Below are 24171 nucleotides of genomic sequence, written 5' to 3' on the forward strand. Positions count from 1 at the left end.
TTATGGATTGAAAATACCTTTGGACACCTCTCCCTTGCGCTAATTTTAACCGCCATATATTGGGCTCGGATATGAACAAAAGAAATCATATGGAGGAAGAAATCAAGAAAATCCCAATCAAAGTTATTCCATGGACATTTTTTTTGGAAGACTTTTTAATGCCATGTTTTCAAAAAAAATATATGTTGTTCTTATAGGGATCCAGAAGACGTTATTTGAATAGCTATTTTATCCTTAAAATTTACAATTTATAACCCCTACTCTGTTAAAAATGACTAACTTTACGGCTAATTGTGAAATCAATATATTAAAATGAGTGCAGATATCAATAAACTAGAACAAATTGCATCACAAGTAAGACGTGACATCGTACGCATGGTACATGCTTGTCAATCTGGCCACCCAGGTGGATCATTAGGTTGTACGGACTACTTAGTTGCTCTTTATTTCAATGCAATGAAACGTAATCCATCTTTTGATATGGATGGCATCGGTGAAGATTTATTTTTCTTATCAAATGGTCACATTTCGCCCGTTTTCTACAGTACACTTGCACGTGCAGGATACTTTGAAGTAAGCGAATTAGCTACTTTCAGAAAAATCAATTCTCGTCTTCAAGGACACCCGACTACTCACGAAGGTCTTCCTGGAATTCGTATTGCTTCTGGATCTTTAGGTCAGGGACTTTCTGCTGCAATTGGTGCTGCTCAAGCTAAAAAATTAAACAAAGACACAAATTTAGTGTATGTTTTAATGGGTGATGGTGAATTGCAAGAAGGTCAAGTTTGGGAAGCAGCAATGTATGCTCCTCATAATAAAGTAGACAATCTGATTGCAGCGGTTGATTATAATCGTGCTCAAATTGATGGTTCTACAGATCAAGTTCTTTCATTAGGCGATCTTCGCGCGAAATGGGAAGCTTTTGGATGGGATGTACTAGAAGTAGCAAAAGGTAATGATATGACCTCTGTAGTTGCTGGACTTGAAGAAGCGAAATCGCATACAGGTAAAGGTAAACCGGTTATTATATTATTACATACTGAAATGGGTAATGGTGTTGATTTCATGATGGGATCTCACAAATGGCACGGTGTTGCTCCAAACAATGATCAATTGGCTTCGGCTTTAGGTCAGTTAACAGAAACTTTGGGCGATTATTAATTATATTAGATATTAGTATTTAAGACATTAGTATTTAGAAATTGACCATCAAACGTCATTAAAAAAAATCTATATACTACCTATTCCATACTAACTACTCCATACTAGTAAAAAATGAAAAAATATACTTTCACAGAATCAAAAGATACCCGTTCAGGATTTGGTGCTGGATTATTAGAAGCAGGTAAACAAAACGAAAATGTTGTTGCTTTATGTGCTGATTTAATCGGTTCATTAAAAATGAACGATTTTATAAATGAATTCCCAGAGCGTTTTTTCCAAATTGGTATTGCTGAAGCAAACATGATGGGAATTGCTGCTGGTTTGACAATTGGTGGTAAAATTCCTTTTACAGGTACATTTGCCAACTTCTCGACGGGTCGCGTTTACGATCAAATTCGTCAATCTATTGCATATTCAGACAAAAATGTTAAAATAGCTGCTTCACACGCTGGATTAACATTGGGTGAAGATGGTGCTACTCACCAAATATTAGAAGATATCGGTTTGATGAAAATGTTACCAGGCATGACAGTGATCAATCCTTGTGATTTCAATCAAACTAAAGCTGCAACAATTGCTGCTGCAAAATTTGAAGGTCCTGTTTACTTACGTTTTGGACGTCCTGTTGTTCCTAACTTTACCCCTGCTGATCAAGAGTTTGTAATCGGAAAAGCGGTAACATTAAATGAAGGAACTGACGTAACGATTATCGCTACAGGTCATTTGGTATGGGAAGCAATCCAAGCTGGTGAGCAATTAGCAGAATTGGGCATTGATGCTGAGATCATCAACATCCACACGATCAAACCATTGGATGAAGAGGCGATCTTAAAATCTGTTGCTAAAACAAAATGTGTAGTAACTGCTGAAGAACACAATCGTTTAGGCGGTTTGGGTGACAGTGTTGCTCAAGTATTAGCGAAAAACTTACCAAGTCCACAAGAATTTGTTGCAGTTGATGATAGCTTCGGTGAATCAGGTACTCCCGCTCAATTAATGGAAAAATATGGTTTGAATGCTGCTGCAATTGTTGCGGCTGCACAACGTGTTATTAATAGAAAATAAAAAACAACGATCACAACGTCACTATATGGAAGATGCTTTAATTATTTCAAAATTTGCTAACGAAAGTACGCGTGAAGAAGCATTTAATCATCTGCTGACTAAATATCAGCAAAAAATATATTGGCATGTGAGAAGAATGGTCATTGATCATGATGATGCGGATGATGTTGTACAAGACATATTTATCAAAGTATGGCGCAATTTGGCAAACTTCAGAGAGGATTCCCAATTGTATACATGGCTTTACCGCATCGCAACCAATGAATGTATCACATTCTTGAATAAGAAAAAACTGAAGCAGAACGTATCGTTGGATGACGATAGTTCTGCTTATTTAGCTGACTCTTTATCAAGTGGTAGTTACTTTAGTGGTGATAAAGCACAAATGAAATTGCAACAAGCTTTATTAACATTACCAGAAAAGCAAAAACTTGTTTTCAACATGAAATACTTCGATGATATGAAATATGATGAGATCTCACAAGTATTAGGAACAAGTGTCGGTGCCTTAAAAGCATCGTATCATTTAGCAGTAAAAAAAATAGAAGCTTTTTTTCATAACAACGATTAAACCTTTTTTGATTAAGATACTCTAATGATTTACTATGAAGGAAAATAACACATATCATGAGGGAATGGAAGCCAATAATCTACCCGATTCACTACGTGTAAATCCTTTTGATGTGCCTGAAGGATACTTTAAAGATCTCCATGAGTCTCTAATCTCCCAGGTCAAATTGGAATCATTACAGAAAAAAAATATCGATGTACCTGTTGGCTATTTTGAAAAACTTCAACAAAATATCTTAAGTAAAGTATCTGAAGAAAAATTAAAAGATCAGGTTAAAACCGATGGTTTTAGTCATCCAGATCATTACTTTTCTTCTTTACAAAATGATATATTAATAAAAGTAGCGGAAGATAATTTAAAATCGAAAGTAACTCAAGATGGATTTGTAACCCCGTCTTTATATTTCAATGAATTCAATGATCAACTATCCGCTAAAATAACTACGGACAATTTAAGGCAAATCGTTTCTAAAGATGGCTTTGAAGCTCCTAAGGGTTATTTTGAAGCATTAAATGCTACAATTACTAAAACGATTCGTGCAGATTTGGATTTAGATATTCCTGTTGAGACTTCTACTGTTCGTTCTATCAAAAGAAAAATTTCTTGGAACAAATATGCGGTAGCTGCATCTCTGGCAACCGTTTTAAGTATAGGTGGTTACTTTGGAATACAAAATAACAACGTTCAAGATGAACAAAAAAACCTGAGTCATGTTTCTGATCAGGAAATTATTAATTACTTGGCACAAACAGGAAATAGTGACGATCTACTCTATGTTGCTAAATATATCGACGATGAAGATATAGTAGGAACAAATAGTAAAGTTAAGGACGAAGATATTGAGGATTATCTTAAATATACGTTATAATGATGTCGAAAATTAAGAATATAATGATCATATTTTGTTTCTGTATCATAGGTTTATCAACAACTTATGCACAGGACAATGAACGTTTTCAAATCATTGAAAATGAAAAAATTGCTTTTATTACAAGAGAGCTAAATTTATCACGCAAAGAAGCTCAAGATTTTTTTCCTATTTATAATGAATACTCCAAGGAGATGTGGAGCGTTAAAAAAGCTAAAACGGGAAACAGTCCTTCCCGAAATAATCTAAGAGGAGGGTCTCGAGATGTCATCGCTTATGATGCCAAAGAATTGGAGATCAAGAAAAATTACCGTGAGAAATTTTCTAAAGTTATTGGAACTTCGCGATCCTCTCAATTTTTTCAAGTAGAGCAGGAGTTCCGAGAATATTTGATCAAATCTCTCAATAATCGAAAAAACAATAATTAATACGCATATGAGAAGAAGTCCAAAAGACTTCTTCTTTTTTTTAAACAAATCATAAGATGCTAAATAACCGCCAACTTTTTCTTCTCAATACCGCTCAGACATCTAATTCACCTAGAATGATTGAAATAGCTAAAGCAGAAGGAGTTTATTTATATGGACCCAATGGTGAAGAATATATGGACTTGGTGTCTGGTTTCAATGTCAGTAATATTGGACATAGAAATCCTAAGGTAATCCAAGCGATCCAACAACAACTGGAGAAGTACCTACATGTGACTGTATATGGTGAATTTGTACAAGCCCCACAAGTTGAATTTGCAAGCGATTTACTAGCCGTTCTTCCAAAACACTTTGAATCCGTATATTTTACAAATTCAGGAGCTGAAGCTGTTGAAGGAAGCATGAAGGTCGCAAAGCGTTTTACAGGTAGAAGACAAATTATCGCTGCAAAAAAAGCGTACCATGGTAGTACACAAGGAGCCTTAAGTCTTATCGGTAATGAAGAATACCATACGGCTTATGCACCGCTACTTCCGGAGATTGAATTCATAACTTTCAATGATATCGCAGACCTAGCGCATATTACAGATAAAACGGCTGCAGTCATTATTGAAGCCATTCAAGGAGAAGCTGGAGTACGTGTACCAGATGTTGCCTATATGCAGGCTTTACGTAAACGATGCGATGAAACAGGAGCATTACTGGTATTCGATGAAATCCAAACTGGCTTTGGTAGAACCGGCAGATTATTTGCTTTTGAACACTATGGTATAGTTCCTGATATTTTAATGCTTGCCAAAGGTATTGGCGGTGGCATGCCACTAGGTGCATTTGTAGCAGCTAAGCAGGTGATGGATGTGATCAAAGATAATCCTATGCTGGGCCATATTACGACCTTTGGTGGACACCCCGTAAGTTGTGCTGCAGCAAAAGCTTCTTTAGAAGTAATCCTAGAAGATCAATTAGTGGAACAAGTAGCTGAAAAGGAACAATTATTTAGAAACCTCCTGCAACATCCTAAAATTAAAGAAATTAGAGGTAAAGGATTGATGATGTGCCTGCAGCTTGAAAACTTTGAACAAGTATATAATGTCAGCAATTATTGTGCACAACAAGGAATCATGATTGATTGGTATCTACACTGTGAAACAGCGTTGCGCGTCGCTCCCCCTTTGACCATTTCAAACGAAGAAATTGAGAAGGCATGTAAAATTATCCTTGACGGTATTGAAAAGTATGGTTAGTTTTTTTTATATTTAAGCTATCAACGTATAACCAAATATGAAAACTAATAGGAGATCATTTATTACCAAAAGTATTGTTGGCGCCACCTTATTAACGAACGCTAATTTGTTTTCTGCTCAGGCTGAAAGTATGACCAGTTTAAAGAAATCAAAAAAGATTACTATAAATCAGAACGATATTATCCTATTTCAGGGAGACTCGATCACCGATAATGGTCGAGATCGAAACAATAAAAATGTGAATGATAATGGTGCCCTAGGATCAGGTTATGTCAATCTTGCTGCTGCAAGTCTGCTTGAAAAATATGCGGACAAAAATCTAAAAATATACAATCGCGGTATCAGTGGCAACCGAGTACCTGACTTGCAAAATAGATGGCAGCAAGATACCATCGATCTTCAACCTACTATTTTAAGTATCTTGATTGGGGTGAATGATTTTTGGAGAACAAAAGATAGTGGAGCAACAAATACACCTGAACTGTTTAAAAAACAATATCAAGATTTATTGCAACAAACACTATCCAAATTACCTCAAGTGAAATTGATCATTGGAGAACCATTTGGAGTAAAAGATGTAAAACATGTTACTGACGATTGGTATCCAGACTTCTTAGCTTATCAAAATGCTTGTGTTGAGATTTCCAAAGAATTTGATGCGGCACTAATTTCGTACCAATCGATTTTTGATCAAGCACAGCGTAAAGCTTCTGGATCTTATTGGACAACAGACGGTGTCCATACTTCATTGGCAGGCGCTAGTCTAATGGCCAAGGGTTGGCTTGATGTTATAAAATAAATAAAGCGCTCTATAGAGCGCTTTATTTATTTTATATAACTGCTAAGCTGATTTACAAAACTTCTTTATATGGAGTCTTTTGCAGATTGGGCAAGAAATAGGCAACTACACCTATCAAAGGCAAATAAGAACAGATATGATAAATAAACTCAATCGATGTGTGATCGGCCTGCCATCCTAACAATGCAGAACCTAAACCTCCCATACCAAAAGCAAAACCATAGAACAATCCAGATACCATACCTAATTTCTTGGGCAACAACTCCTGTGCATACACAATAATGGCAGGAAAAGCGGAAGACAAAATTAAACCAATAATCACAACTAAAACCCCTGTCATGGTATAATCAACATAAGGCAGCAGTAAAGAAAATGGTGCTACTCCCAATACCGAAAACCATATGACGTATTTCCTTCCAAAACGATCGCCAAATAAACCACCTAATAAGGTGCCAGCTGCGACAGCAATTAAGAAGTAAAATAAATATACTTGTGCTTGAATCTCTGTTATACCGAACTTTTCCATGGTATAAAACTGAAAGTAATTGGTAATACTAGCGATATAAAAATACTTAGAAATAATTAATAGCATCAATATAATAACAGTTGACACCACTCGGGCTTCCGAGAGATCAGGTATTTTGATAGCATTTAAAGCATTTTTGGCTCTATTTTTCAGCCTCCTACTATACCAGTTTCCAATGTAAAACGAAACAAGCTGACCGATAAGCCCAATCGCACAAAACCAAGCAATAGAAGACTGTCCTTGTGGTAAAACCAAATAAGCAACAATAATAGGAGCTAATGCTGTTCCTGCATTTCCTCCTATCTGAAAAATCGACTGCGCCATACTTCGTTTACCTCCTGATGCCATATAGGCCACACGTGAGGATTCAGGATGAAAGATAGATGATCCTATTCCAACTAGAAATACAGCACATAAAATCAGTGCGTAGCTAGGTGCATAAGCAAACAGCGCCATACCCGCAATTGAAAAGGTCATACCGATAATTTGGGAATAAGGAATCGGATTTTTATCGGTAAAAGAACCAACGACAGGTTGGAAAATCGATGCTGCAATTTGATACACAAATGTGATCATACCAATTTGTGAAAAACTTAATTGATGTTCTTCTTTCAATAAGGGATAAACTGATGGAATGACTCCCTGAATCAAGTCATTTAATAAATGTGCAAAACTAACTGCGAGTAAAATAGAAAACTCAGGTCTGATCTTATTATTTTGTACTTCCATAACGTAAAAAAGAGGTCCCTCATATTAGAAACCTCTTTTGTTTTTTTAAATAACTCTTACTAATAATCCTTTTAAATATTCCCCTTCTGGGAATGATGCTCTCACCGGATGATCATCTGGCTGATGAAATTGTCTGATAAATTGTATTTCTTTGCCCGCATCCAATGCTGCCCATGCCAATACTTGTTTAAAAGTATCGATATCCATGGCTGAAGAACATGAAAAAGTGGCCAATAAGCCTCCTGATTCTAAAAGCAATAAACCTCTCCGATTAAGATCCTTATATGCACGTGATGCACGTTCCAGTGAAGATCTGGAAGGAGCATATTTTGGTGGATCTAAGACAATGACATCAAATTTTTGATGCTCTTCAGCAAAAACTTTCAATTGCTTATTCACATCCGACTGGATCGCGATATGGTTCTCTTCACTATAGCCATTTAACAGTATATTGCGTCTTAACGTTTCAATCGCTAAAGCAGAGCTGTCTACAGATGTAACACTTGCCGCACCTTCATGGAAAGCATTTAACGTAAAACCTCCTGAATAACAAAAGCAATCCAAGACCTTTTTACCTTTCACATATTGAGCTGTTAACGCCCTATTCTCTCGTTGGTCACAATAAAAACCTGATTTTTGGCCATCAATAATATTGACCTGATAACGGATACCATTTTCAATAATTTCTACAAATTCAGGAGGGAGTTCACCAAAAAGTAAACCATTTGTATCGGGCAATCCCTCATGTTCACGCGACTTCAGATCTGAACGCTCATATATTCCCTTAGGACTTAATAATGTATTAAGTTCATCTATAACCACATCCTTGATTTTTTCAATACCAGCTGCATGCACCTGTATTGAAATAAAATCAGCATACTTATCGACAATCAATCCCGGCACAAAATCTGCTTCAGCAAAGATCAACCTTGCCGTATCATTCTTTCCCTCAATTAATAAATGGCGGCGTGCGTCTACAGCTTTTTGAATACGCTTTCTCCACCATTGTTCGTTGATTTGCTGATCAGGGTGCCATTCTAATAAACGAACAGCTACACGAGATGAATCGTGAAAAAGTCCGAAAGCAATAAACTCATTTTCTGCATTAAAAACAGTAACAACATCCCCATTATCGGGTGTACCATCTATCCGTTTTATTGCACCAGAAAACACCCAAGGATGAAGTTGCCAAGCTGCCTTATCTTTCCCCTTATTCAGAATAATTTTTTTCATCGCAACAAAAGTACAGGTTTTCAAGTTATTTGAAACATCTTGCTAATTAAATTTATCAGAAAATTAAATCCAAATTCATCACGAAGAGCATGAGAATTGAAAAGGCCCATCTCAATGGGCCTTTTCAATTATTTATGCGTAATTAAGTAATTCTTAAAAACAGCATAATCAGCAGAAAAAGCTTCTACAACTTTAGGTTTGTTGTGTAACTGTTCTACCCCTACAGGCAATTTAATTTTACTGAATACCTGCTCAGAAATAGCATCCGGAAATTTACAAGGATGCGCTGTGGATAGAAACACCGATCCATAAGAACCTGGATGTTCGCCGCGGTAGGCTTGTGAACCTAACCAAGCAATAGCGGTATGTGGGCAAGCAACATAATGATAAGTATGATGTAACTGTTCCATAGCAGCCTTAGTTTCCTTATCCGTATAGGTATAAGTAGTGATCATGCTCTTTAAGTCATCGAGATTATTATCAAATAAATCTTGAATACGAACCCAATTACTAGGATCACCAACATCCATAGCATTGGCTAATGTTTGTACAGATGGCTTGGGTTCATATTTTCCAGATTTAATAAAACGGGGCACGGTATCGTTCGCATTGGTAGCAGCAACAAACTGCTCGACCGGAAGACCCATCTTGAAAGCCAATAACCCGGCACCGATATTACCAAAGTTACCACTTGGAACCGTAAAGACAACTCGATCTGAACCCTGTGCCTTCAACTGTGCATAAGCATAAAAATAGTAAAATGTCTGTGGGATCAAACGTGCGATATTAATGGAATTAGCGGAAGTTAATCTCAGATGTTCATTAAGCTCCGGATCGTTGAAAGCACGTTTAACCAATGCTTGACAATCATCAAACGTTCCATCAATTTCAATGGCTCTTATATTCTGTCCATTGGTGGTCAACTGTAATTCCTGAATTTCAGAAACCTTACCTTTTGGATATAAGATGGTGACACGTGTACCTGCTACCCCCAAGAAACCTAACGCAACGGCTCCACCCGTATCTCCAGATGTCGCGACCAGAACATCCAATAAAGCATCATCTGCACCCGAAAAATAAGCCATTACACGACTCATAAACCGAGCTCCAAAATCTTTAAAGGCGTACGAAGGACCGTGAAATAGTTCTAATACCGCAGTATCTGGGCTCAAAAACTTGACAGGTGCTTCAAAATTAATAGCATCCGCGATAATATCCCTCAACACATCTGCAGGAATATCATCTTCAATAAAAGCCTGCGCTACTGTAAATGCAATTTCCTGCAGCGAATATTGCTGTATATTTTTTATAAAATAAGGATCCAGTTGAGGAATGGCCTCAGGCATATAAAGTCCTTTATCGGCAGGCAATGAATTAAAAACTGCTTCTTTGAAAGAAACACGTAATGCTTTATTATTGGTACTGTAAAATTTCATAATAATCTTAATTTAATACTTTAGGGCCATCAACATTTACACCCGATACATAACCATAACTTTCAATTTCTGATTCGGAGAGATGCGCTTTAATCTGATCAACAATCTGCTTAGCAACCTCCTTATCTCTTGTAATAGCTACAACTGAAGGTCCAGAACCCGATATTCCAAAACTCAACGCACCATTTTCTAATGCAATTTGCTTCATCTCATAAAACTGGGGGATCAAGATCGCTCGTGTTGGCTCGATGAGTACATCCTGCATACTTCGCGATATGAGATCATAATCATTTTTAAACAATCCTGCTATTAATCCTGCAATATTTCCCCATTGGATGACGGCATCTTTTAACAGCACCTTTTCTTTAATCAGTTGACGCGCATCGCGTGTGGGAACATCAACCTGCGGAAACACCACAGCAGCAACAAGTTCTTCTGGTACAGGTAAAGGAATTAGATCCAATGGGTCATGTCCTCTGATCAATGTAATGCCACCAAATAACGAAGGCGCTACATTATCCGCATGACCATGTCCACATGCCAGTCGTTCGCCTTCCACACAAAAAGGCAATAGTTCTTCTTTTGAAAGTGGATCACCCAACATTTTATTAATAGCAAATAGACCTGCAACGGTACTTGCCGCACTTGATCCCAAACCTGATCCTATAGGCATATGTTTATGCAGTTCTATTTCCACTCCCACCTCATCATGTAACTCCAGATGCTGCAGTAGAAACTGTACACATGCAGACACTGTATTTTTGTCTGCATCCAGAGGAAGACGACCGTCATCACCCGTAATTTTAGTGATGACAACACCTGCAGTACTTTTTCTCCGCATGATTACTTCATCTCCTGGTTCATCTAAAGCGAACCCCAAAATATCAAAACCACAAATCATATTCGCTACGGTTGCTGGAGCGAAAACATGAACGTGATCCAACATATTATCCAGATTTATCTTTTTCTTCGATAGAGAAGTTTTCATATTTAATTTTTATGACTGTTATCCAAAGCAATAACAGGTCTGTGAAACTTTTGATTAAGCGCCTACATTTACTAAATCTGCAAATACTCCTGCAGCTGTTACTTCAGCACCGGCACCAGGTCCTTTAACCACCAATGGTCTTTCTTTGTAACGCTCTGTGGTGAACGAGATAATATTATCACTTCCCGACAGGGCATAGAAAGGATGCTTGTCATCAACGATCTGTACAGAAATAGACACAACTCCATCTTCCAATTTCCCGATATAACGGATCACTTTATTTTCAAGACGAGCCTTTTCTTTTAAGGCCTCAAAATAACTGTTCTCATTTTTAAGTTCTTCATAGAAAGATTCTACTGAATCTGCTTTCAAACATGCTTCAGGCAATATGGCGCCTAAATTGACATCCTCCGCTTCGATGGTATAACCTGCGTCACGCGCTAAAATCAACATTTTACGCATAAAATCGACTCCACCTAAATCGTCACGAGGGTCTGGCTCCGTATAACCCAAATCTTGTGCTTGTTTTACCACATCATAAAAAGATACATCGTCTTTAAAATTATTAAAGATATAAGAGATCGTTCCAGAAAGAATAGCTTCGATTTTAACGATACGGTCACCACTTAACATCAGGTCTTTCAAAACACGCACGATAGGCAGACCAGCACCAACATTGGTTTCATAAAAGAAGTCCACACCATGCTTATGAGCAGTTTCACGTAGTGTTTTATATTGTTCGTACTTTCCAGAATTAGCAATTTTATTACACGTCACGATCGAAATATTAGATTGAAAAATTCCCTCGTAATAAGTAGAAGGCAATCGACTTGCTGTATTATCTATAAATACACAATTTGGAAGATTAAAGCCTTTCATACGTTCTACAAAAACGGCTAGGTCAGCATCTTCCCCTTGCTCCATTAGTTCCGTATCCCAATTTGCTAAATCAACACCATCTAGTTTAAACAACATTTTCTTGCTATTTGAAATACCGACAACCTTGATCTCAAGATCGTTTTTACTCAACAAGAAATCATATTGACTCTCCAATTGCTTAAATAAAGTAGAACCAATATTTCCTGTTCCCAAATTAAACACATAAAGCGTTTTTTTAAGTTCCGCAAAAAAGGCATCATGCACAGCATTCAGTGCTTTTGATAAATCACTCTTTGAAATAATAACAGATATATTATACTCCGAAGATCCCTGAGCTATAGCACGTACATTGATCCCATTTCTTCCCAAAGAGGAAAATAACCGGCCAGACATTCCTGGAGTTTTTTTCATATTCTCACCTACTATGGCTAAAACAGATAAATTGTTTTCGATCTCTGGTTGGATGAGTTTATTAACTTGTATTTCCAATTCAAACTCATTCTCGATCAAACTCTTGGCGCGTAATGCATCCTCAGGATTGACTGCAAAAGTAATACTGTGCTCAGACGAAGACTGCGTAATCAAAACCACATTGATCTGCTCTCGCGCTAATAAAGTAAATAATCGACCACTAAATCCAGATTTACCAATCATACCCGAACCCGTAAGATTGATAACAGATATTTCTTCGATCGAAGAGATACCTTTTATTGGTAAAGTTGTTTTACCACTTTCAAATTGAATAAAAGTACCTGCAAAATCAGGTTCAAAAGTATTGCGGATAACAATTGGTATTTTCTTTAGAAAAGCAGGAATCATAGTGGGCGGATAGATGACCTTAGCACCAAAATAGGACAACTCCATAGCCTCTGTATAGGATAGAACGGGCAATGAAAATGCTTTTTTAACAATACGTGGATCCGCTGTCAGCATACCATTTACATCTGTCCATATTTCGATCGCTGTTGCATTTAAAATAGAACCAAAGATTGCAGCTGTATAATCTGACCCACCTCTACCTAAAGTCGTCATTCGTCCGTTCTCATTAGATGCTATAAACCCAGTTACAAACATGAGTTTATCGCTATTTGTTAGATACAAAGATTTAACAAGTTGCTCTGTCAACTGGTCATTGACATGTGCATGTCCAAAATGAGAATCGGTTTTAATATAATGCGATGCATCGACAAATAGTGATGCCGCCAAATCTTGTTCCGAAATCTTAGATACCATAAAAGTCGAACAACGTTCGCCATAACTGACGATCAAATCCTTACTTTGTTCGCTCAGCTCCCTTAGCGCATAGATCCCCTGTAATAACTCTTCAATTTCATTGAAAAATAATTTTAGTTTCGTGAATACTGGATTTTGATATTTAACTGTGATTAATTTCTTGATCACCTCAAAGTGCTTGGTTTCGATTAATGCTAAATCTTCATGAAATGATTTTCCTTCAGAAGCATCTACGGCCATTTTACATAATAAATTTGTGACTCCCGACATGGCCGATAAAACTACCAACGGTTGTTCCCCGGAATCATACGATTTCTTCACAATACGAAGTACTGCTTTGATGCTATCTGCAGAGCCTACCGACGTTCCTCCAAATTTTAAAATTTTCATAATGTATACTGTTTAGTTGTTTGTTTTAAAGCATAAAAAAAAACGCCTTCACTCAGAGAGGAAGGCGTTTGCGAAATATCTTGTCTACATTTCTATACAACGAAACTACCTCCTCCTAAGTTTTATCCCGGTGGTAATAATAATCGATGTAATAATTGTAGTCGTTTTCATTCTTTTTTATTTTACTTTCGTAAATATAAGGGATTATTTATCAAGTATCAAAATAAATTAATGTTTTTTTTGATATTTCTTAAGAAAAGCTCATCTTATATATAAATAACATATTATTAAGTACTACATGTAATTTTTATAATACACATATACCTGTCGTTGGATGCTTACAATTTATTCTACCTCGATAAATTGCGTTTCAATAAAAAAAGTGTTAAAAACGTTAAAACTTCGTTAAATACTTGTCATATTTTTTGCAAAGTAAGATGAGTTGTATTATATTCGCAACAGTGATGTCCAAAATAGTTAACATCTAATAATAAAAGAATAAGTTAAAGTTGTACATAAAAGCGATTTAATGAAAACAAAGAAAATATTAGCTTCAATGCTATTTATAGGCTTATGTCTAGTGTCGCAGGCACAATCAACCAAAACCCAATCTAAACCGGAATCAGACCCGGACAATCTCGCTAAAGAATACTTCTCCCAAATCATGGGTGTTGCGGTTTCAGCAACTACAAACACAAAATTATATCAATTTGTTTATGAATGGTTAGGAACTCCTTACCGCTTAGGAGGTGACTCCAAAAGAGGTATCGATTGTTCAAAATTCTCTTTTGAATTGTACGATAAAGTTTTTAATACAACTTTAGGCTATAATAGCCGTAACCAATATTCTCAAATAAAACCAGTAAAGAAAGATGATTTAAAAGCTGGTGATTTGGTGTTCTTTAAGATCAGAAGTAAAAGTATTACGCACGTTGGGGTTTATATTGGTGATAATAAATTTGCCCATGCTTCTTCAAGCAAAGGTGTTATGATTAGCAACTTAGGAGAAGCATATTGGAGACGTTATTATTATGATGGTGGTAGATTACCTGATGATAACAAATCACTTACTGCTGAGATATTAAATGGTGAAAAAGCAGATAAATTCAATTAATTTGATTTTTTCACGCCACGATAACGAGTCCGAATGTATTGACATTCGGACTTTTTTTTGCAAAGATTTTAGTACTTTTACGCTTAAATAAATTTAATACCATTATGTCGTCAAAGAAAACGCTCATACTAGATAAAGAACAAATCAAACAAAAATCGATACGTATCGCTTATCAGATTTTAGAAGATAATTTTGAAGAAAATACGTTGGTGTTAGTAGGTATTGCGGATAGAGGTTATGTTTTTGCACAACGCTTGCAAAAAATATTAGAAGAAATATCAGATAAAAATATTGAGCTCTTAAAGGTGACGATGAGTAAAACAAGTCGTTCATTAAAAGCAGAGACCGATCAACCCATTGAAGGAGCTAAAAATAAAACCTTAATCTTAGTTGATGATGTATTGAATAGCGGAAGAACGCTTGCTTATGGATTAGGGGTATTCTTAAACGTTCCAATTAAGAAAATGCGTACTGCCGTACTTATTGACCGAAGTCACCCAAAATTCCCTATTGTAAGTGATTATTATGGATTAAAACTATCGACCATCTTGAAGGAACATGTAGAAGTTAATCTGCAAGGTTTTGAAGCAGAAGATGATGCAGCGTGGCTTGTATAAGAGCATAAAACGATATAAAAAATTAAAAGCCTTCCGTATGGAAGGCTTTTAATTTTTTATAGATTGACATCTTGATGCTAACCCTTATTGATTTTCAATTTCATTCCAGGCTTTAGTTTTGTGTGTGATAAATTATTATCCGCTTTCAATTTAGATAGAGACACCCCCTTATTATTCGCTATTTCAGAAAGTGTATCACCTTTCTTGACAGTATATACCAGAACAGTTGACTTTTTGGACGAGCTTGCAGTAGCTTTCTGAGCTAATCGGCTATTTATTCCATTGCTATTGACAACTAAAGAAGTTCCGGCCTTTACAGAAGATCCGCTCACGTTATTCCAAGCTTTTAAATTTTGAACACTAACATCATACTTTCTCGCAATTATAGCCAAGGTTTCTCCTCTACGCACTTGATGGCGACTAGGCTGGGCACTACCTTTACTATTCTTACGAATATCAGCGTCTACAGCCGCAATGGATTGAACAGGAGCTTCTACTGTTGTATTGAGCGCTAGATAAAGTTGATCTTTATTGATGCCGTCACCCAGTGCAGGAATAATTAAACGGCGATGAATTTCATCGGAGCCATTGACTACTCCTTTCTTATAAGCCGGATTAAGCAGTTTTAAGCTCTCTTCTGAAACATTTATTGCCTTAGCAACCTCAGCTATCGAAATAAACTTATCAACTTCTAACACCTGCGTATTCAAAGCGATTTCACTTTCCTGAGCTTCGATGCCATGTTCCTGTGCATAGCCTAAGGTATAAGTCATCGCGATGTAAGCAGGAATATAATTTCTGGTTTCCTTAGGTAGATAAGGTGCGACTTCCCAAAATGTAGGTTGAATCTTTCCAGATCTTAAAATCGCACGTTTGACTCCACCCTTTCCACAATTGTAGGAAGCAATCGCTAACAGCCAATCACCAAATTCGGCATAAGCTTCTTTCATATATTTGGCAGCAGCATAACTGGATGCAATAGGATCCTTACGTTCATCAACATACGTATCCATCGTTAAGTTATAAATCTTAGCAGTACCATACATAAATTGCCACGGTCCTGTTGCTCCAACACGTGATACGTCATGAGGATTTAAAGCAGACTCAATAATCGACAGGTATTTTATTTCTTTAGGAACGCCCACTTCAGCCAAAATACGTTCGTAAAGCGGAAAATAATATTGCGCCAGTCCCAGCATTCGGGACATATGCCCAGAATAATTTTTCGAATTGTAAAGATCAATATACTTGCGAACATGTTGGTTGTAGTCTAAGGGGACTTCACGTTCTAAGGAATTTAGTTTTCGAACAACATTGACATCTTCAATATCAAAGACGATCGATTGGGCGTCTTTCTCTCCTATATTAACAAATTTAATGCTGTCAAGCTGTTGTAAGATCGATGCATTTTCACGATCAATACTCGCAGACATAATTGCTTGCGTAGAATTTCTCATCTCATCTATAGACCTTTCTTGTGCACACAAACAATACGTCGTGATGGCTAAGCCTATGGTGAATAGAGTCCTCTTTTTTTCAATCATCTTTTTTAATTATGGTTGACAATTAGAACTAAATCGTCCTAAGAATAAAGTATAATTTTTTTCAAATACGCTTTTCTTTTACAAGATTAGAAATGGTAAAAAATGAAATAAGATTTTACGAAGAGGTAAAATCTTATTTCTAACACACAACAGAATTATTTATTCTCTGTTGTTTTCTCTTTAGTATCATCTGTAGAATCCTCTTTCTGTCCGTCTTTGAATTCTTTTACACCTTTACCTAATCCACGCATCAATTCAGGAATTTTTTTACCGCCAAATAATAGTAATAATATTACAACGATTATAATTAATTCCTGACCCCCAATACCCATTATTAATAACCCTGATGTCAACATAACTTATGATTTACTGTTTTTCAATATTCTCTTTGAGTATATACACTTATACCTTAAAAACAAATGTACATAATAATTTTTATTTCTATATTTTTTTAATTTGCTAACCAAGATTGTGGATTCATCGGAATTTGACCCTGCCAAACTTGAAAATCCAGTACCGGCGCATCCAGATCAGGATCGTTAGCAACAGTTCCAATAAACTGACCTGCAGACACTTTCTGTCCTTTCGAAACACTAAAACTTGCTAAGTTGCTATACACCGAGAAGAATTCACCATGTGAAATGATGATCACCTTAAGTCCATTCAACGTTAACGTACTTGTTACAGTTCCAGAAAATACCGACTTAACCGTAGCGCCACTTGCTGTTTGTAATTTCAAGGACTCATGGCTCACAGACACGTTTCTTCCTGTCCTATCTGTACCAAAACTTTGTAATATTTTAGCATTGGAAACTGGCCATGGCAATCGTCCGCGATTAGATCTAAAATCAGCCGATAGACGGGCTGCTTCTGGAGTAGCGCGCAACACCTCTGAATCCGACTTACGGGCAGTAGATTTAGATGACTCTTTTTCTTCTACTTTAGTGTCGTTTTTCTTAGCACTTCTTGCCGCAGCAGCTTCTGCAGCTCTACGAGCAGCTTCTTGTCTTCTACGCTCGGCTTCAATCTCTCTTTTAATGATTGCTTGAATGGCAGATCTTAACTTACGCTCCTCTTTTTGTTTCTGCGTAATATCGCGTTTTACACCTCTTTCAGTGGTAATCAAAGAATTTAATTCATTCGAGAAAATAGCACGTTGCTGAGCGATCGTTTTCTTCTCTTGTTCTTGTTCGTTCAATAACTGTTTATGTTTATTACGATCAGCCTGAAGCTGTGCGATCTTTTGTTCAATTTGTTTTTTAGTCCCTTCAATCTCACTCGCCTTTAACTTCCGTGAATCATTGAATTGTTGCAAATATTTTACACGTCGAAACCCTTGATTAAAATCTTTTGAAGCGAAAATAAACATCAATTTATTATAAGCATTACGGTTTCGAAACGCAAACATGATCATTTTCTCATAATCGTTGCGCATCTTTTCCAACTCAGCCTTCAATTTATCAACAGCAGCAGTATTGACATTAATCTGGCGATTAATCAAACTGAGTTCAGAACTAATGGTAGTAATTTTTTCTTGACGAAGATTAATCTGACTACTCAGCGCACTCACCTGCTTCTGCGTCAATATCTTTTCCGTCGTAGTCTCCTTAAGCGTCTTTTGAAGTTCCGCTATTTCACGATTTATTTTTTCACGTTTCTTTTCAAGCTCCGCCCGGGTTTGTGAAAAACCGATTCCAAGCATCAAAAAAAACGCAAGTAGACTTAGTATTATCTTTTTTAAATTCATCTATAGTAATCTTTTACTAGCAGTTGAGTCCGAATTAACATCTTTTCATTAAAAACAGTCCCAGATGCGAAAGTAATAAATCTTAAGGATTATCGTGCTAACATTAATTAATTACTTTGTATTTGTTGGAGATTGTAAAAGGCATTTCCAGTGCCTCATTGAACGATACTCTGCTATAATTAAAGTTAGCGCTTATAGCGGTATCACCTCCCGAAATCAGTAATTCAAGTGCCATCGGAAACAACATCCCTCCGTTATTTGAATAGCCTGCATAATTTGCTTCCAATTTTTGTCCCTTAGCAACTTGTTCTAAGCTAAACGAGTCCACTTTATTTTGTTGGTTCACTACATACCTATAAGTAAGTTCATTCTTTTGACCCTTCAATTGCATCGGTATACTTTTTTGATCCACTTCAAAATTATTGGCATTTAACAGATTTGTAGAAAAATTCGCCAAAAGCAGATCTTGTACATTTGCAAAAGTCAAATCCTCACTTGCATATTGGTACAAGTAACTAAATGGTTTTCCAGTATATTCACCTTGAAATTTATTTAATATCTGAACACTATCCGGTGTAATCAAAACTCGCCCAACCTCAATACCTAACAATGCAGTAATAGAAATCCATATTTTCTTATCTTTCTCTATTCTGATATTCACCGTTGCATCTTGAGAAGATTTTCCAATGCTTATTTTACTCTTAGCTTTGCCCGAGAACGTCGTAAACTCCAAGTTAGATAATAAAAATTTTTGCGCAATTTCGGTCTTAGAATCTTCCTTATCTATCGTCAGAATCTCCACAGGATCACTCTCCACTTTCGCAACTTTCTTCTTCGTACTACAAGACGCAAATATTAAAAGCACGGCCATTATAGCAATAGATCTACTCCACATAAGCTTTCGCATTTATTTTTTCTTTTAACTTATCCAAGTCTATTTCTGATTGACCACCTCTACTTAACGCTAGTTTCCATTGCTTCATTGCTTCTGCAGGTTTTTTATTTTTAATTAGAATATCACCATAGTGCTCTAATAAAACTGCAGAAATCGTATTTGAATTTTTAATAGCTTTTTCGATCCAGACCAAAGCATCAGCATACTTACCCTGTTTAAATAGCACCCAAGCATACGTATCCTCTAAGGTTGCATCATTTGGTCTCAACTTATTTGCAGTTTCAGCAAAATGGGCCGCATCTTCTAAATCCTGATTTCTTAACGACAAATAATAGGCTAAATTGTTCATAGCACTTACATTTGTACTATCTAGATGAATCGCTTCTCTGTAGGCCACATCCGACGCTGATTCCATTTTAAGTGAATGGTAGATATCACCCAGTCCGCTATATATATTGGATTGAAAAATAGCATTTTCATTTTGCCCATTATTCAGTGCAGCTTCCATCAAATTACGAGCAAGCTCATAATTACCCTTTAATGTATAGGCAATCGAACTGAAATACAAGATAACAGGATTGTTTGGGATATTGTGTAAAGCCTCTCCCCCATGCGCTATCGCTTGATCATACTGCTCCATGGCCAGATCGACATTGATCAACATCCGCCAAGCGTCAATTTGATAGGGATTGATCCCTACGGCAATCGAAAATGATGATTGTGCACCAACAAGGTCATTACGCATCCAGTTTACTTGCCCTTTTGCGACATGGCTTTCTGCTACACGCGGATGCATATCTACTAAAATATTCGCCAGCTCTTGCGCCTGATCGAGTGTGAAGCTGCTATTCGGAGCCAAGAGGGATAAAATAATTCTATTTTTTTCCGAAAAATCAATAGTTTTAGACGAAAAAGCCTGTTTTAAGTACTCAAATGAAAGTTTTCCTTTACCCGATAAACGATATTCATCAGCTAAATCCAAAAAAAGATAATCATCCTTAGTATTTAAAACACCCGCATTCAAAACAGCAAGTGATTTTTTAGGCTCTTTATTTTCACGATACGCCTGCGCCAATTGACTATATACTTGTGCTAAAGGAGATTTTTTATTAGCCCAAGGTTCCAAAACATTGATTACAGCAGGAAAATCGTTTTTATCCAATAACAAAGTAGCCCCAATGACATCCAATGTATCAGTAGCACCGGCCGATTCACGGACATTTTTATAACGTGCAAAAGCCTCTTCCTTTTGTTCATTATTGAACAATAACATGATTTTTTCCCTATTTAATGCAGCGATATTGACATGATCCTTATTCATTAACATATCCAATGACCGGATTGCACTTGCTAGGTCGCCTTTACCCTTATTGACATCAATACTAAAACTTAAATATTCGTTTTTAGGATCTATTTCGAGCGCTTTATTTACTTCCTCCAGAGCACGATCAGCATTTCTCATCTGTCCAAATAATACTGCCTTCGTAAAATAAACGTCATCTGCTTTGGGATAACGCGTTGTAATCGCATCTAACGAATCCATCGCCTGTTTATAATCACCCTTTCTTAAAAAAGCTTCTATATTTTTTAATTGTTGCGAATAAGGTTTTTCTGGGGTACTATTTTGTGCTAATGCTGTTTCTCCAGCTGCAGATAACATTGTTACTAATAGCGCATACTTCAAATATTTTTTAAACATAAATAATCCTTCTCGTTCACCAATTACTGTGTTAATTATGTTGCAATATACTAATAAACGACAATTGTAAATAACGGTATTGCAATTCAATGGGTTATTTTTGACGATCTCCTTATTTTAAACTAGAGTAAAACATACTTATGGATAATGAAAGTCCCTAAAATAAAGTAAAATAGATTTTCGTAATCAAAAAATTAAAAGTACCTTTGCAGACCCTTGAGATACAGGGAAAAGAAGTGAATAAAATATTATTAATTATTTAATTAAAAGCAAGTGAATACGTTAAGTTACAAAACTGTCTCTGCCAACAAGAACACCATCAACAAAGAATGGATCGTTGTTGATGCTGAAGGCGAGATTTTGGGGCGCTTGGCAAGCGAAATTGCGAAAGTAATTCGCGGAAAGCACAAGCCATCGTTTACCCCTCACGTAGATTGCGGAGATAATGTTATCGTTATCAATGCAGAAAAAATTAGATTGACAGGTAATAAATTGGGCGACAAAACTTACGTTCGCTACACGGGATACCCGGGTGGTCAACGTTTCATCACTCCAAAAGAATTATTGGCAAAACACCCTGAGCGCATCATTGAGAAAGCTGTTCGTGGTATGCTTCCTAAAAACCGTTTAGGTCGTCAATTGTTTAAAAATCTTTATGTTTATGCTGGAACTGAGCACAAACAAGAGGCTCAAAATCCAAAACCAGTTAAATTTTAAGGAGAATCGACATGTCAACAACTAATACTTCAGGAAGAAGAAAAACTGCTGTTGCCCGCATTTACTTAACTGCTGGTAGCGGAGTCCTTACTATTAATGGTAAAGACTACAAAGAATATTTCCCAACATTGCCATTGCAATACATTGTTACTCAATCATTAGAAGTAGCAGGTCAAGCTGGGAATTTTGATGCGAAAGTGAACGTTAATGGAGGTGGTGTAAAAGGACAAGCTGAGGCTGTTCGTTTGGCTATTGCGAAAGCATTAGTTGAATTAGACCCAGAAGTTAAACCAGCTTTACGTGCTAAAGGTTTAGTAACACGTGATGACCGTATGGTTGAGCGTAAAAAACCAGGACGCAAGAAAGCTCGTAAGAGATTCCAATTCAGTAAACGTTAATCAAAGGAGGATCAAAAAATGGCAAGAACAACTTATCAAGACTTATTGGATGCAGGTGTGCACTTTGGTCACCTTACTCGTAAATGGGATCCGAAAATGGCTAAGTACATTTTCATGGAACGCAACGGGATCCACATTATTGACTTGAACAAAACGCTTACGAAATTGGAAGAAGCTGCATCAGCTATCAAACAAATCGTAAAATCAGGTCGTAAGGTTTTATTCGTAGCAACGAAAAAACAAGCAAAAGAAATTATCGCTCAACAAGCGAAGGCAGTTAACATGCCTTTCGTTACGGAAAGATGGTTAGGTGGTATGCTTACAAACTTCACAACAGTGCGTAAGTCTATCAAAAAAATGTCTACTATTGACAAAATGCAAAAAGATGGTACATATGATGTATTATCTAAAAAAGAGAAGTTGATGATTCAACGTGAGCGTATCAAATTAGAATCTCTATTAGGAGGTATTGCTGATTTGAACCGTTTACCGGCTGCTTTATTCATCATCGATGTGAAAAAAGAACACATCGCTGTAACTGAAGCAATCAAGTTAAACATCCCTACTTTTGCAATGGTAGATACAAACTCTGACCCTTCAAACATTGATTTCCCAATCCCTGCAAATGATGACGCTAGTAAATCTATTAGCTTAATCGCTGGAATCATTGGTCAAGCAATCCAAGAAGGTTTGGACGAACGTAAACGTGATAAAGAAGACGAAGCAGAAAAAGAAGCAGCTGCAGCTAAAGCTAAAGTTGATACTACTGAAGCTTCAGAAGCTAAACGTCCTCGTAAAGCGAAAGACGGAGAATAATATTTTTTATTCCAAACCGGATAGCGTAGCGTTGGTTTCTGGAAAAGAATTCTTTTCTTGGACTAACCTATCTGTCCGGTTTTTTGGTTTAACATTGCTCTAAAAAGAAATGGTAAACTTTATATTAGCTTAACAAGAGTTAGGTTAATATTGTCAAGAAAATAATAAGTCAAAAATTTAAAAAAGAAATATATCATGTCAGTACAAATTTCTGCATCAGATGTAAACAAGTTGCGTCAACAAACAGGCGCAGGTATGATGGATTGTAAAAAAGCGTTAGTAGAAGCAAACGGTGATTTTGAAGCTGCTGTTGATTACTTACGTAAAAAAGGAGCTAAAGTTGCTGCTAGCCGTCAAGACCGTGATTCTAACGAAGGTGTTATCATTGCTAAAGCTGCTACTGATGGTAAATCAGGTATCGTAGTTGAAGTAAACTGTGAGACAGATTTCGTAGCTAAAAATGCTGATTTCGTAGCTTTCGCTGAGTCAGTTGCTGAAGTTGCTTTGGCTAACAAACCTGCTTCTTTAGAAGACTTAAAAGCGTTAGAAATCGGTGGTACTAAAATCGCTGATTTATTAATCGATCAAACAGGTAAAATCGGTGAGAAAATTGACGTTTCTAAATATGAAACTATTTCTGCTGAGAAAGTTGTTGCTTATATCCACGCAAACTACCGTTTAGGTGTTTTAGTAGGTTTATCAGCTGCTGCTGATGGTGTTGAAGAAGCGGGTAAAGATGTAGCTATGCAAATCGCTGCAATGAACCCTATCGCTATCGATAAAGATGGTGTAGATTCACATACTATTGAGCGTGAAATGGCTATTGCTAAAGAACAAATCATCGCTGAAGGAAAACCTGCTGAAATGGCAGAAAAAATCGCTGCTGGTAAATTGAATAAATTCTACAAAGAAACAACTTTGTTGAACCAAGAATTCGTTAAAGATAACTCTAAATCTATCGCACAATTCTTAGATTCAGTTTCTAAAGGTTTAACAGTTACAGCGTTCAAACGTGTTCAATTAGGAGCATAATTAACGCTATTCAATAAAGAAGACCTATTTCCAAAAGAG

23 protein-coding genes are annotated in these 24171 nt (G+C 36.6%); 13 read left to right on the forward strand and 10 right to left on the reverse strand.

Features of this window, described 5'->3' with window-relative positions:
- The first annotated feature begins 312 nt into the window (after positions 1-312).
- From AC06G9_RS17740 to AC06G9_RS17770, 7 genes are all read left to right on the forward strand, one after another.
- Entirely contained in the window at positions 313-1161 is an 849-nt protein-coding gene (locus tag AC06G9_RS17740) for a transketolase (RefSeq protein ID WP_021192485.1), read from the forward strand.
- A gap of 114 nt (positions 1162-1275) precedes the next feature.
- Positions 1276-2229, forward strand: a complete 954-nt coding sequence (locus AC06G9_RS17745) for a transketolase family protein (protein ID WP_045753007.1) — start codon at positions 1276-1278, stop codon at positions 2227-2229.
- 25 nt (positions 2230-2254) lie between these two features.
- Entirely contained in the window at positions 2255-2800 is a 546-nt protein-coding gene (locus AC06G9_RS17750; RefSeq protein ID WP_094771427.1) for an RNA polymerase sigma factor, read from the forward strand.
- A gap of 34 nt (positions 2801-2834) precedes the next feature.
- Positions 2835-3668 carry a hypothetical protein gene (locus tag AC06G9_RS17755; protein ID WP_480956869.1) on the forward strand — a complete coding sequence of 278 codons (834 nt, stop codon included), beginning with the start codon at positions 2835-2837 and terminating at the stop codon, positions 3666-3668.
- Positions 3668-4096 (forward strand): hypothetical protein, encoded by a 429-nt coding sequence (locus AC06G9_RS17760; RefSeq protein WP_045753009.1) that lies wholly within the window; start codon positions 3668-3670, stop codon positions 4094-4096. The genes AC06G9_RS17755 and AC06G9_RS17760 overlap by 1 nt, the downstream gene beginning before the upstream one ends.
- A gap of 56 nt (positions 4097-4152) precedes the next feature.
- Positions 4153-5340 (forward strand): aspartate aminotransferase family protein, encoded by a 1188-nt coding sequence (locus AC06G9_RS17765; protein ID WP_248755729.1) that lies wholly within the window; start codon positions 4153-4155, stop codon positions 5338-5340.
- Positions 5341-5377: 37 nt separating this feature from the next.
- Positions 5378-6139, forward strand: a complete 762-nt coding sequence (locus AC06G9_RS17770; protein WP_045753011.1) for an SGNH/GDSL hydrolase family protein — start codon at positions 5378-5380, stop codon at positions 6137-6139.
- 52 nt (positions 6140-6191) lie between these two features.
- Here the strand turns inward: AC06G9_RS17770 and AC06G9_RS17775 are convergent, their stop codons facing one another.
- The 5 genes from AC06G9_RS17775 to thrA all read right to left on the reverse strand — a co-directional run bounded on the left by AC06G9_RS17775 (position 6192) and on the right by thrA (position 13553).
- A complete protein-coding gene (locus AC06G9_RS17775; RefSeq protein ID WP_480956870.1) occupies positions 6192-7394 on the reverse strand; it encodes an MFS transporter in 1203 nt (400 codons plus the stop codon).
- A gap of 45 nt (positions 7395-7439) precedes the next feature.
- Complete coding sequence (locus AC06G9_RS17780; protein WP_045753013.1) at positions 7440-8627, reverse strand: class I SAM-dependent rRNA methyltransferase; 1188 nt, start codon at positions 8625-8627, stop codon at positions 7440-7442.
- 128 nt (positions 8628-8755) lie between these two features.
- A complete protein-coding gene (gene thrC / locus AC06G9_RS17785; protein ID WP_346568006.1) occupies positions 8756-10063 on the reverse strand; it encodes a threonine synthase in 1308 nt (435 codons plus the stop codon).
- A 7-nt stretch (positions 10064-10070) separates the two neighbouring features.
- Positions 10071-11051 carry a homoserine kinase gene (locus tag AC06G9_RS17790; RefSeq protein ID WP_045753015.1) on the reverse strand — a complete coding sequence of 327 codons (981 nt, stop codon included), beginning with the start codon at positions 11049-11051 and terminating at the stop codon, positions 10071-10073.
- Between the two features lie 54 nt (positions 11052-11105).
- Positions 11106-13553, reverse strand: a complete 2448-nt coding sequence (thrA, locus tag AC06G9_RS17795; RefSeq protein WP_045753016.1) for a bifunctional aspartate kinase/homoserine dehydrogenase I — start codon at positions 13551-13553, stop codon at positions 11106-11108.
- A gap of 529 nt (positions 13554-14082) precedes the next feature.
- On the opposite strand from thrA, the gene AC06G9_RS17800 reads away from it, so the two are divergent.
- Together AC06G9_RS17800 and AC06G9_RS17805 are read left to right on the forward strand one after the other, a co-directional pair.
- Positions 14083-14667 (forward strand): C40 family peptidase, encoded by a 585-nt coding sequence (locus AC06G9_RS17800; RefSeq protein ID WP_045753017.1) that lies wholly within the window; start codon positions 14083-14085, stop codon positions 14665-14667.
- Between the two features lie 104 nt (positions 14668-14771).
- Positions 14772-15284: a phosphoribosyltransferase family protein gene (locus AC06G9_RS17805; protein ID WP_045755329.1), complete on the forward strand. Its 513-nt coding sequence runs from the start codon at positions 14772-14774 to the stop codon at positions 15282-15284.
- A gap of 77 nt (positions 15285-15361) precedes the next feature.
- Here the strand turns inward: AC06G9_RS17805 and AC06G9_RS17810 are convergent, their stop codons facing one another.
- From AC06G9_RS17810 to AC06G9_RS17830, 5 genes are all read right to left on the reverse strand, one after another.
- Positions 15362-16828, reverse strand: a complete 1467-nt coding sequence (locus AC06G9_RS17810; protein ID WP_248755725.1) for a lytic transglycosylase domain-containing protein — start codon at positions 16826-16828, stop codon at positions 15362-15364.
- Positions 16829-16983: 155 nt separating this feature from the next.
- Positions 16984-17184: a twin-arginine translocase TatA/TatE family subunit gene (locus AC06G9_RS17815; protein WP_045753019.1), complete on the reverse strand. Its 201-nt coding sequence runs from the start codon at positions 17182-17184 to the stop codon at positions 16984-16986.
- A 95-nt stretch (positions 17185-17279) separates the two neighbouring features.
- The gene (locus AC06G9_RS17820; RefSeq protein ID WP_480956871.1) at positions 17280-18575 is read right to left on the reverse strand and encodes a murein hydrolase activator EnvC family protein; all 1296 of its coding nucleotides are present in this window, start codon (positions 18573-18575) and stop codon (positions 17280-17282) included.
- 103 nt (positions 18576-18678) lie between these two features.
- A complete protein-coding gene (lolB1, locus tag AC06G9_RS17825; RefSeq protein ID WP_480956872.1) occupies positions 18679-19482 on the reverse strand; it encodes a lipoprotein insertase outer membrane protein LolB1 in 804 nt (267 codons plus the stop codon).
- Positions 19460-21169, reverse strand: a complete 1710-nt coding sequence (locus AC06G9_RS17830) for a tetratricopeptide repeat protein (RefSeq protein ID WP_248755723.1) — start codon at positions 21167-21169, stop codon at positions 19460-19462. Before AC06G9_RS17830 ends, lolB1 begins: the two co-directional genes overlap by 23 nt.
- 273 nt (positions 21170-21442) lie before the next feature.
- Here AC06G9_RS17830 and rplM point away from each other — a divergent pair, with 273 nt between their 5' ends.
- From rplM to tsf, 4 genes are all read left to right on the forward strand, one after another.
- Complete coding sequence (gene rplM / locus AC06G9_RS17835) at positions 21443-21886, forward strand: 50S ribosomal protein L13 (RefSeq protein ID WP_045753023.1); 444 nt, start codon at positions 21443-21445, stop codon at positions 21884-21886.
- An 11-nt stretch (positions 21887-21897) separates the two neighbouring features.
- The gene (gene rpsI, locus AC06G9_RS17840) at positions 21898-22284 is read left to right on the forward strand and encodes a 30S ribosomal protein S9 (RefSeq protein ID WP_021188575.1); all 387 of its coding nucleotides are present in this window, start codon (positions 21898-21900) and stop codon (positions 22282-22284) included.
- A gap of 18 nt (positions 22285-22302) precedes the next feature.
- Positions 22303-23100, forward strand: a complete 798-nt coding sequence (gene rpsB / locus AC06G9_RS17845; RefSeq protein ID WP_045753024.1) for a 30S ribosomal protein S2 — start codon at positions 22303-22305, stop codon at positions 23098-23100.
- A 195-nt stretch (positions 23101-23295) separates the two neighbouring features.
- Positions 23296-24132 carry a translation elongation factor Ts gene (tsf, locus tag AC06G9_RS17850; protein WP_045753025.1) on the forward strand — a complete coding sequence of 279 codons (837 nt, stop codon included), beginning with the start codon at positions 23296-23298 and terminating at the stop codon, positions 24130-24132.
- The last annotated feature ends 39 nt before the right edge of the window (positions 24133-24171 follow it).

It is taken from the genome of Sphingobacterium sp. MAE (genome assembly GCF_056711605.1).

Coding starts and splice junctions, on each gene's coding strand:
- AC06G9_RS17810 (WP_248755725.1), bottom strand. CDS start 16,828: ATGATTGAAAAAAAGAGGACTCTATTCACCATAGGCTTAGCCATCACG.
- AC06G9_RS17775 (WP_480956870.1), bottom strand. CDS start 7,394: ATGGAAGTACAAAATAATAAGATCAGACCTGAGTTTTCTATTTTACTC.
- AC06G9_RS17805 (WP_045755329.1), top strand. CDS start 14,772: ATGTCGTCAAAGAAAACGCTCATACTAGATAAAGAACAAATCAAACAA.
- thrC (WP_346568006.1), bottom strand. CDS start 10,063: ATGAAATTTTACAGTACCAATAATAAAGCATTACGTGTTTCTTTCAAA.
- AC06G9_RS17750 (WP_094771427.1), top strand. CDS start 2,255: ATGGAAGATGCTTTAATTATTTCAAAATTTGCTAACGAAAGTACGCGT.
- AC06G9_RS17745 (WP_045753007.1), top strand. CDS start 1,276: ATGAAAAAATATACTTTCACAGAATCAAAAGATACCCGTTCAGGATTT.
- rpsI (WP_021188575.1), top strand. CDS start 21,898: ATGTCAACAACTAATACTTCAGGAAGAAGAAAAACTGCTGTTGCCCGC.
- AC06G9_RS17790 (WP_045753015.1), bottom strand. CDS start 11,051: ATGAAAACTTCTCTATCGAAGAAAAAGATAAATCTGGATAATATGTTG.
- AC06G9_RS17800 (WP_045753017.1), top strand. CDS start 14,083: ATGAAAACAAAGAAAATATTAGCTTCAATGCTATTTATAGGCTTATGT.
- AC06G9_RS17780 (WP_045753013.1), bottom strand. CDS start 8,627: ATGAAAAAAATTATTCTGAATAAGGGGAAAGATAAGGCAGCTTGGCAA.
- AC06G9_RS17820 (WP_480956871.1), bottom strand. CDS start 18,575: ATGAATTTAAAAAAGATAATACTAAGTCTACTTGCGTTTTTTTTGATG.
- rpsB (WP_045753024.1), top strand. CDS start 22,303: ATGGCAAGAACAACTTATCAAGACTTATTGGATGCAGGTGTGCACTTT.
- AC06G9_RS17760 (WP_045753009.1), top strand. CDS start 3,668: ATGATGTCGAAAATTAAGAATATAATGATCATATTTTGTTTCTGTATC.
- AC06G9_RS17740 (WP_021192485.1), top strand. CDS start 313: ATGAGTGCAGATATCAATAAACTAGAACAAATTGCATCACAAGTAAGA.
- lolB1 (WP_480956872.1), bottom strand. CDS start 19,482: ATGCGAAAGCTTATGTGGAGTAGATCTATTGCTATAATGGCCGTGCTT.
- AC06G9_RS17770 (WP_045753011.1), top strand. CDS start 5,378: ATGAAAACTAATAGGAGATCATTTATTACCAAAAGTATTGTTGGCGCC.
- AC06G9_RS17815 (WP_045753019.1), bottom strand. CDS start 17,184: ATGTTGACATCAGGGTTATTAATAATGGGTATTGGGGGTCAGGAATTA.
- AC06G9_RS17765 (WP_248755729.1), top strand. CDS start 4,153: ATGCTAAATAACCGCCAACTTTTTCTTCTCAATACCGCTCAGACATCT.
- AC06G9_RS17830 (WP_248755723.1), bottom strand. CDS start 21,169: ATGTTTAAAAAATATTTGAAGTATGCGCTATTAGTAACAATGTTATCT.
- tsf (WP_045753025.1), top strand. CDS start 23,296: ATGTCAGTACAAATTTCTGCATCAGATGTAAACAAGTTGCGTCAACAA.
- thrA (WP_045753016.1), bottom strand. CDS start 13,553: ATGAAAATTTTAAAATTTGGAGGAACGTCGGTAGGCTCTGCAGATAGC.
- AC06G9_RS17755 (WP_480956869.1), top strand. CDS start 2,835: ATGAAGGAAAATAACACATATCATGAGGGAATGGAAGCCAATAATCTA.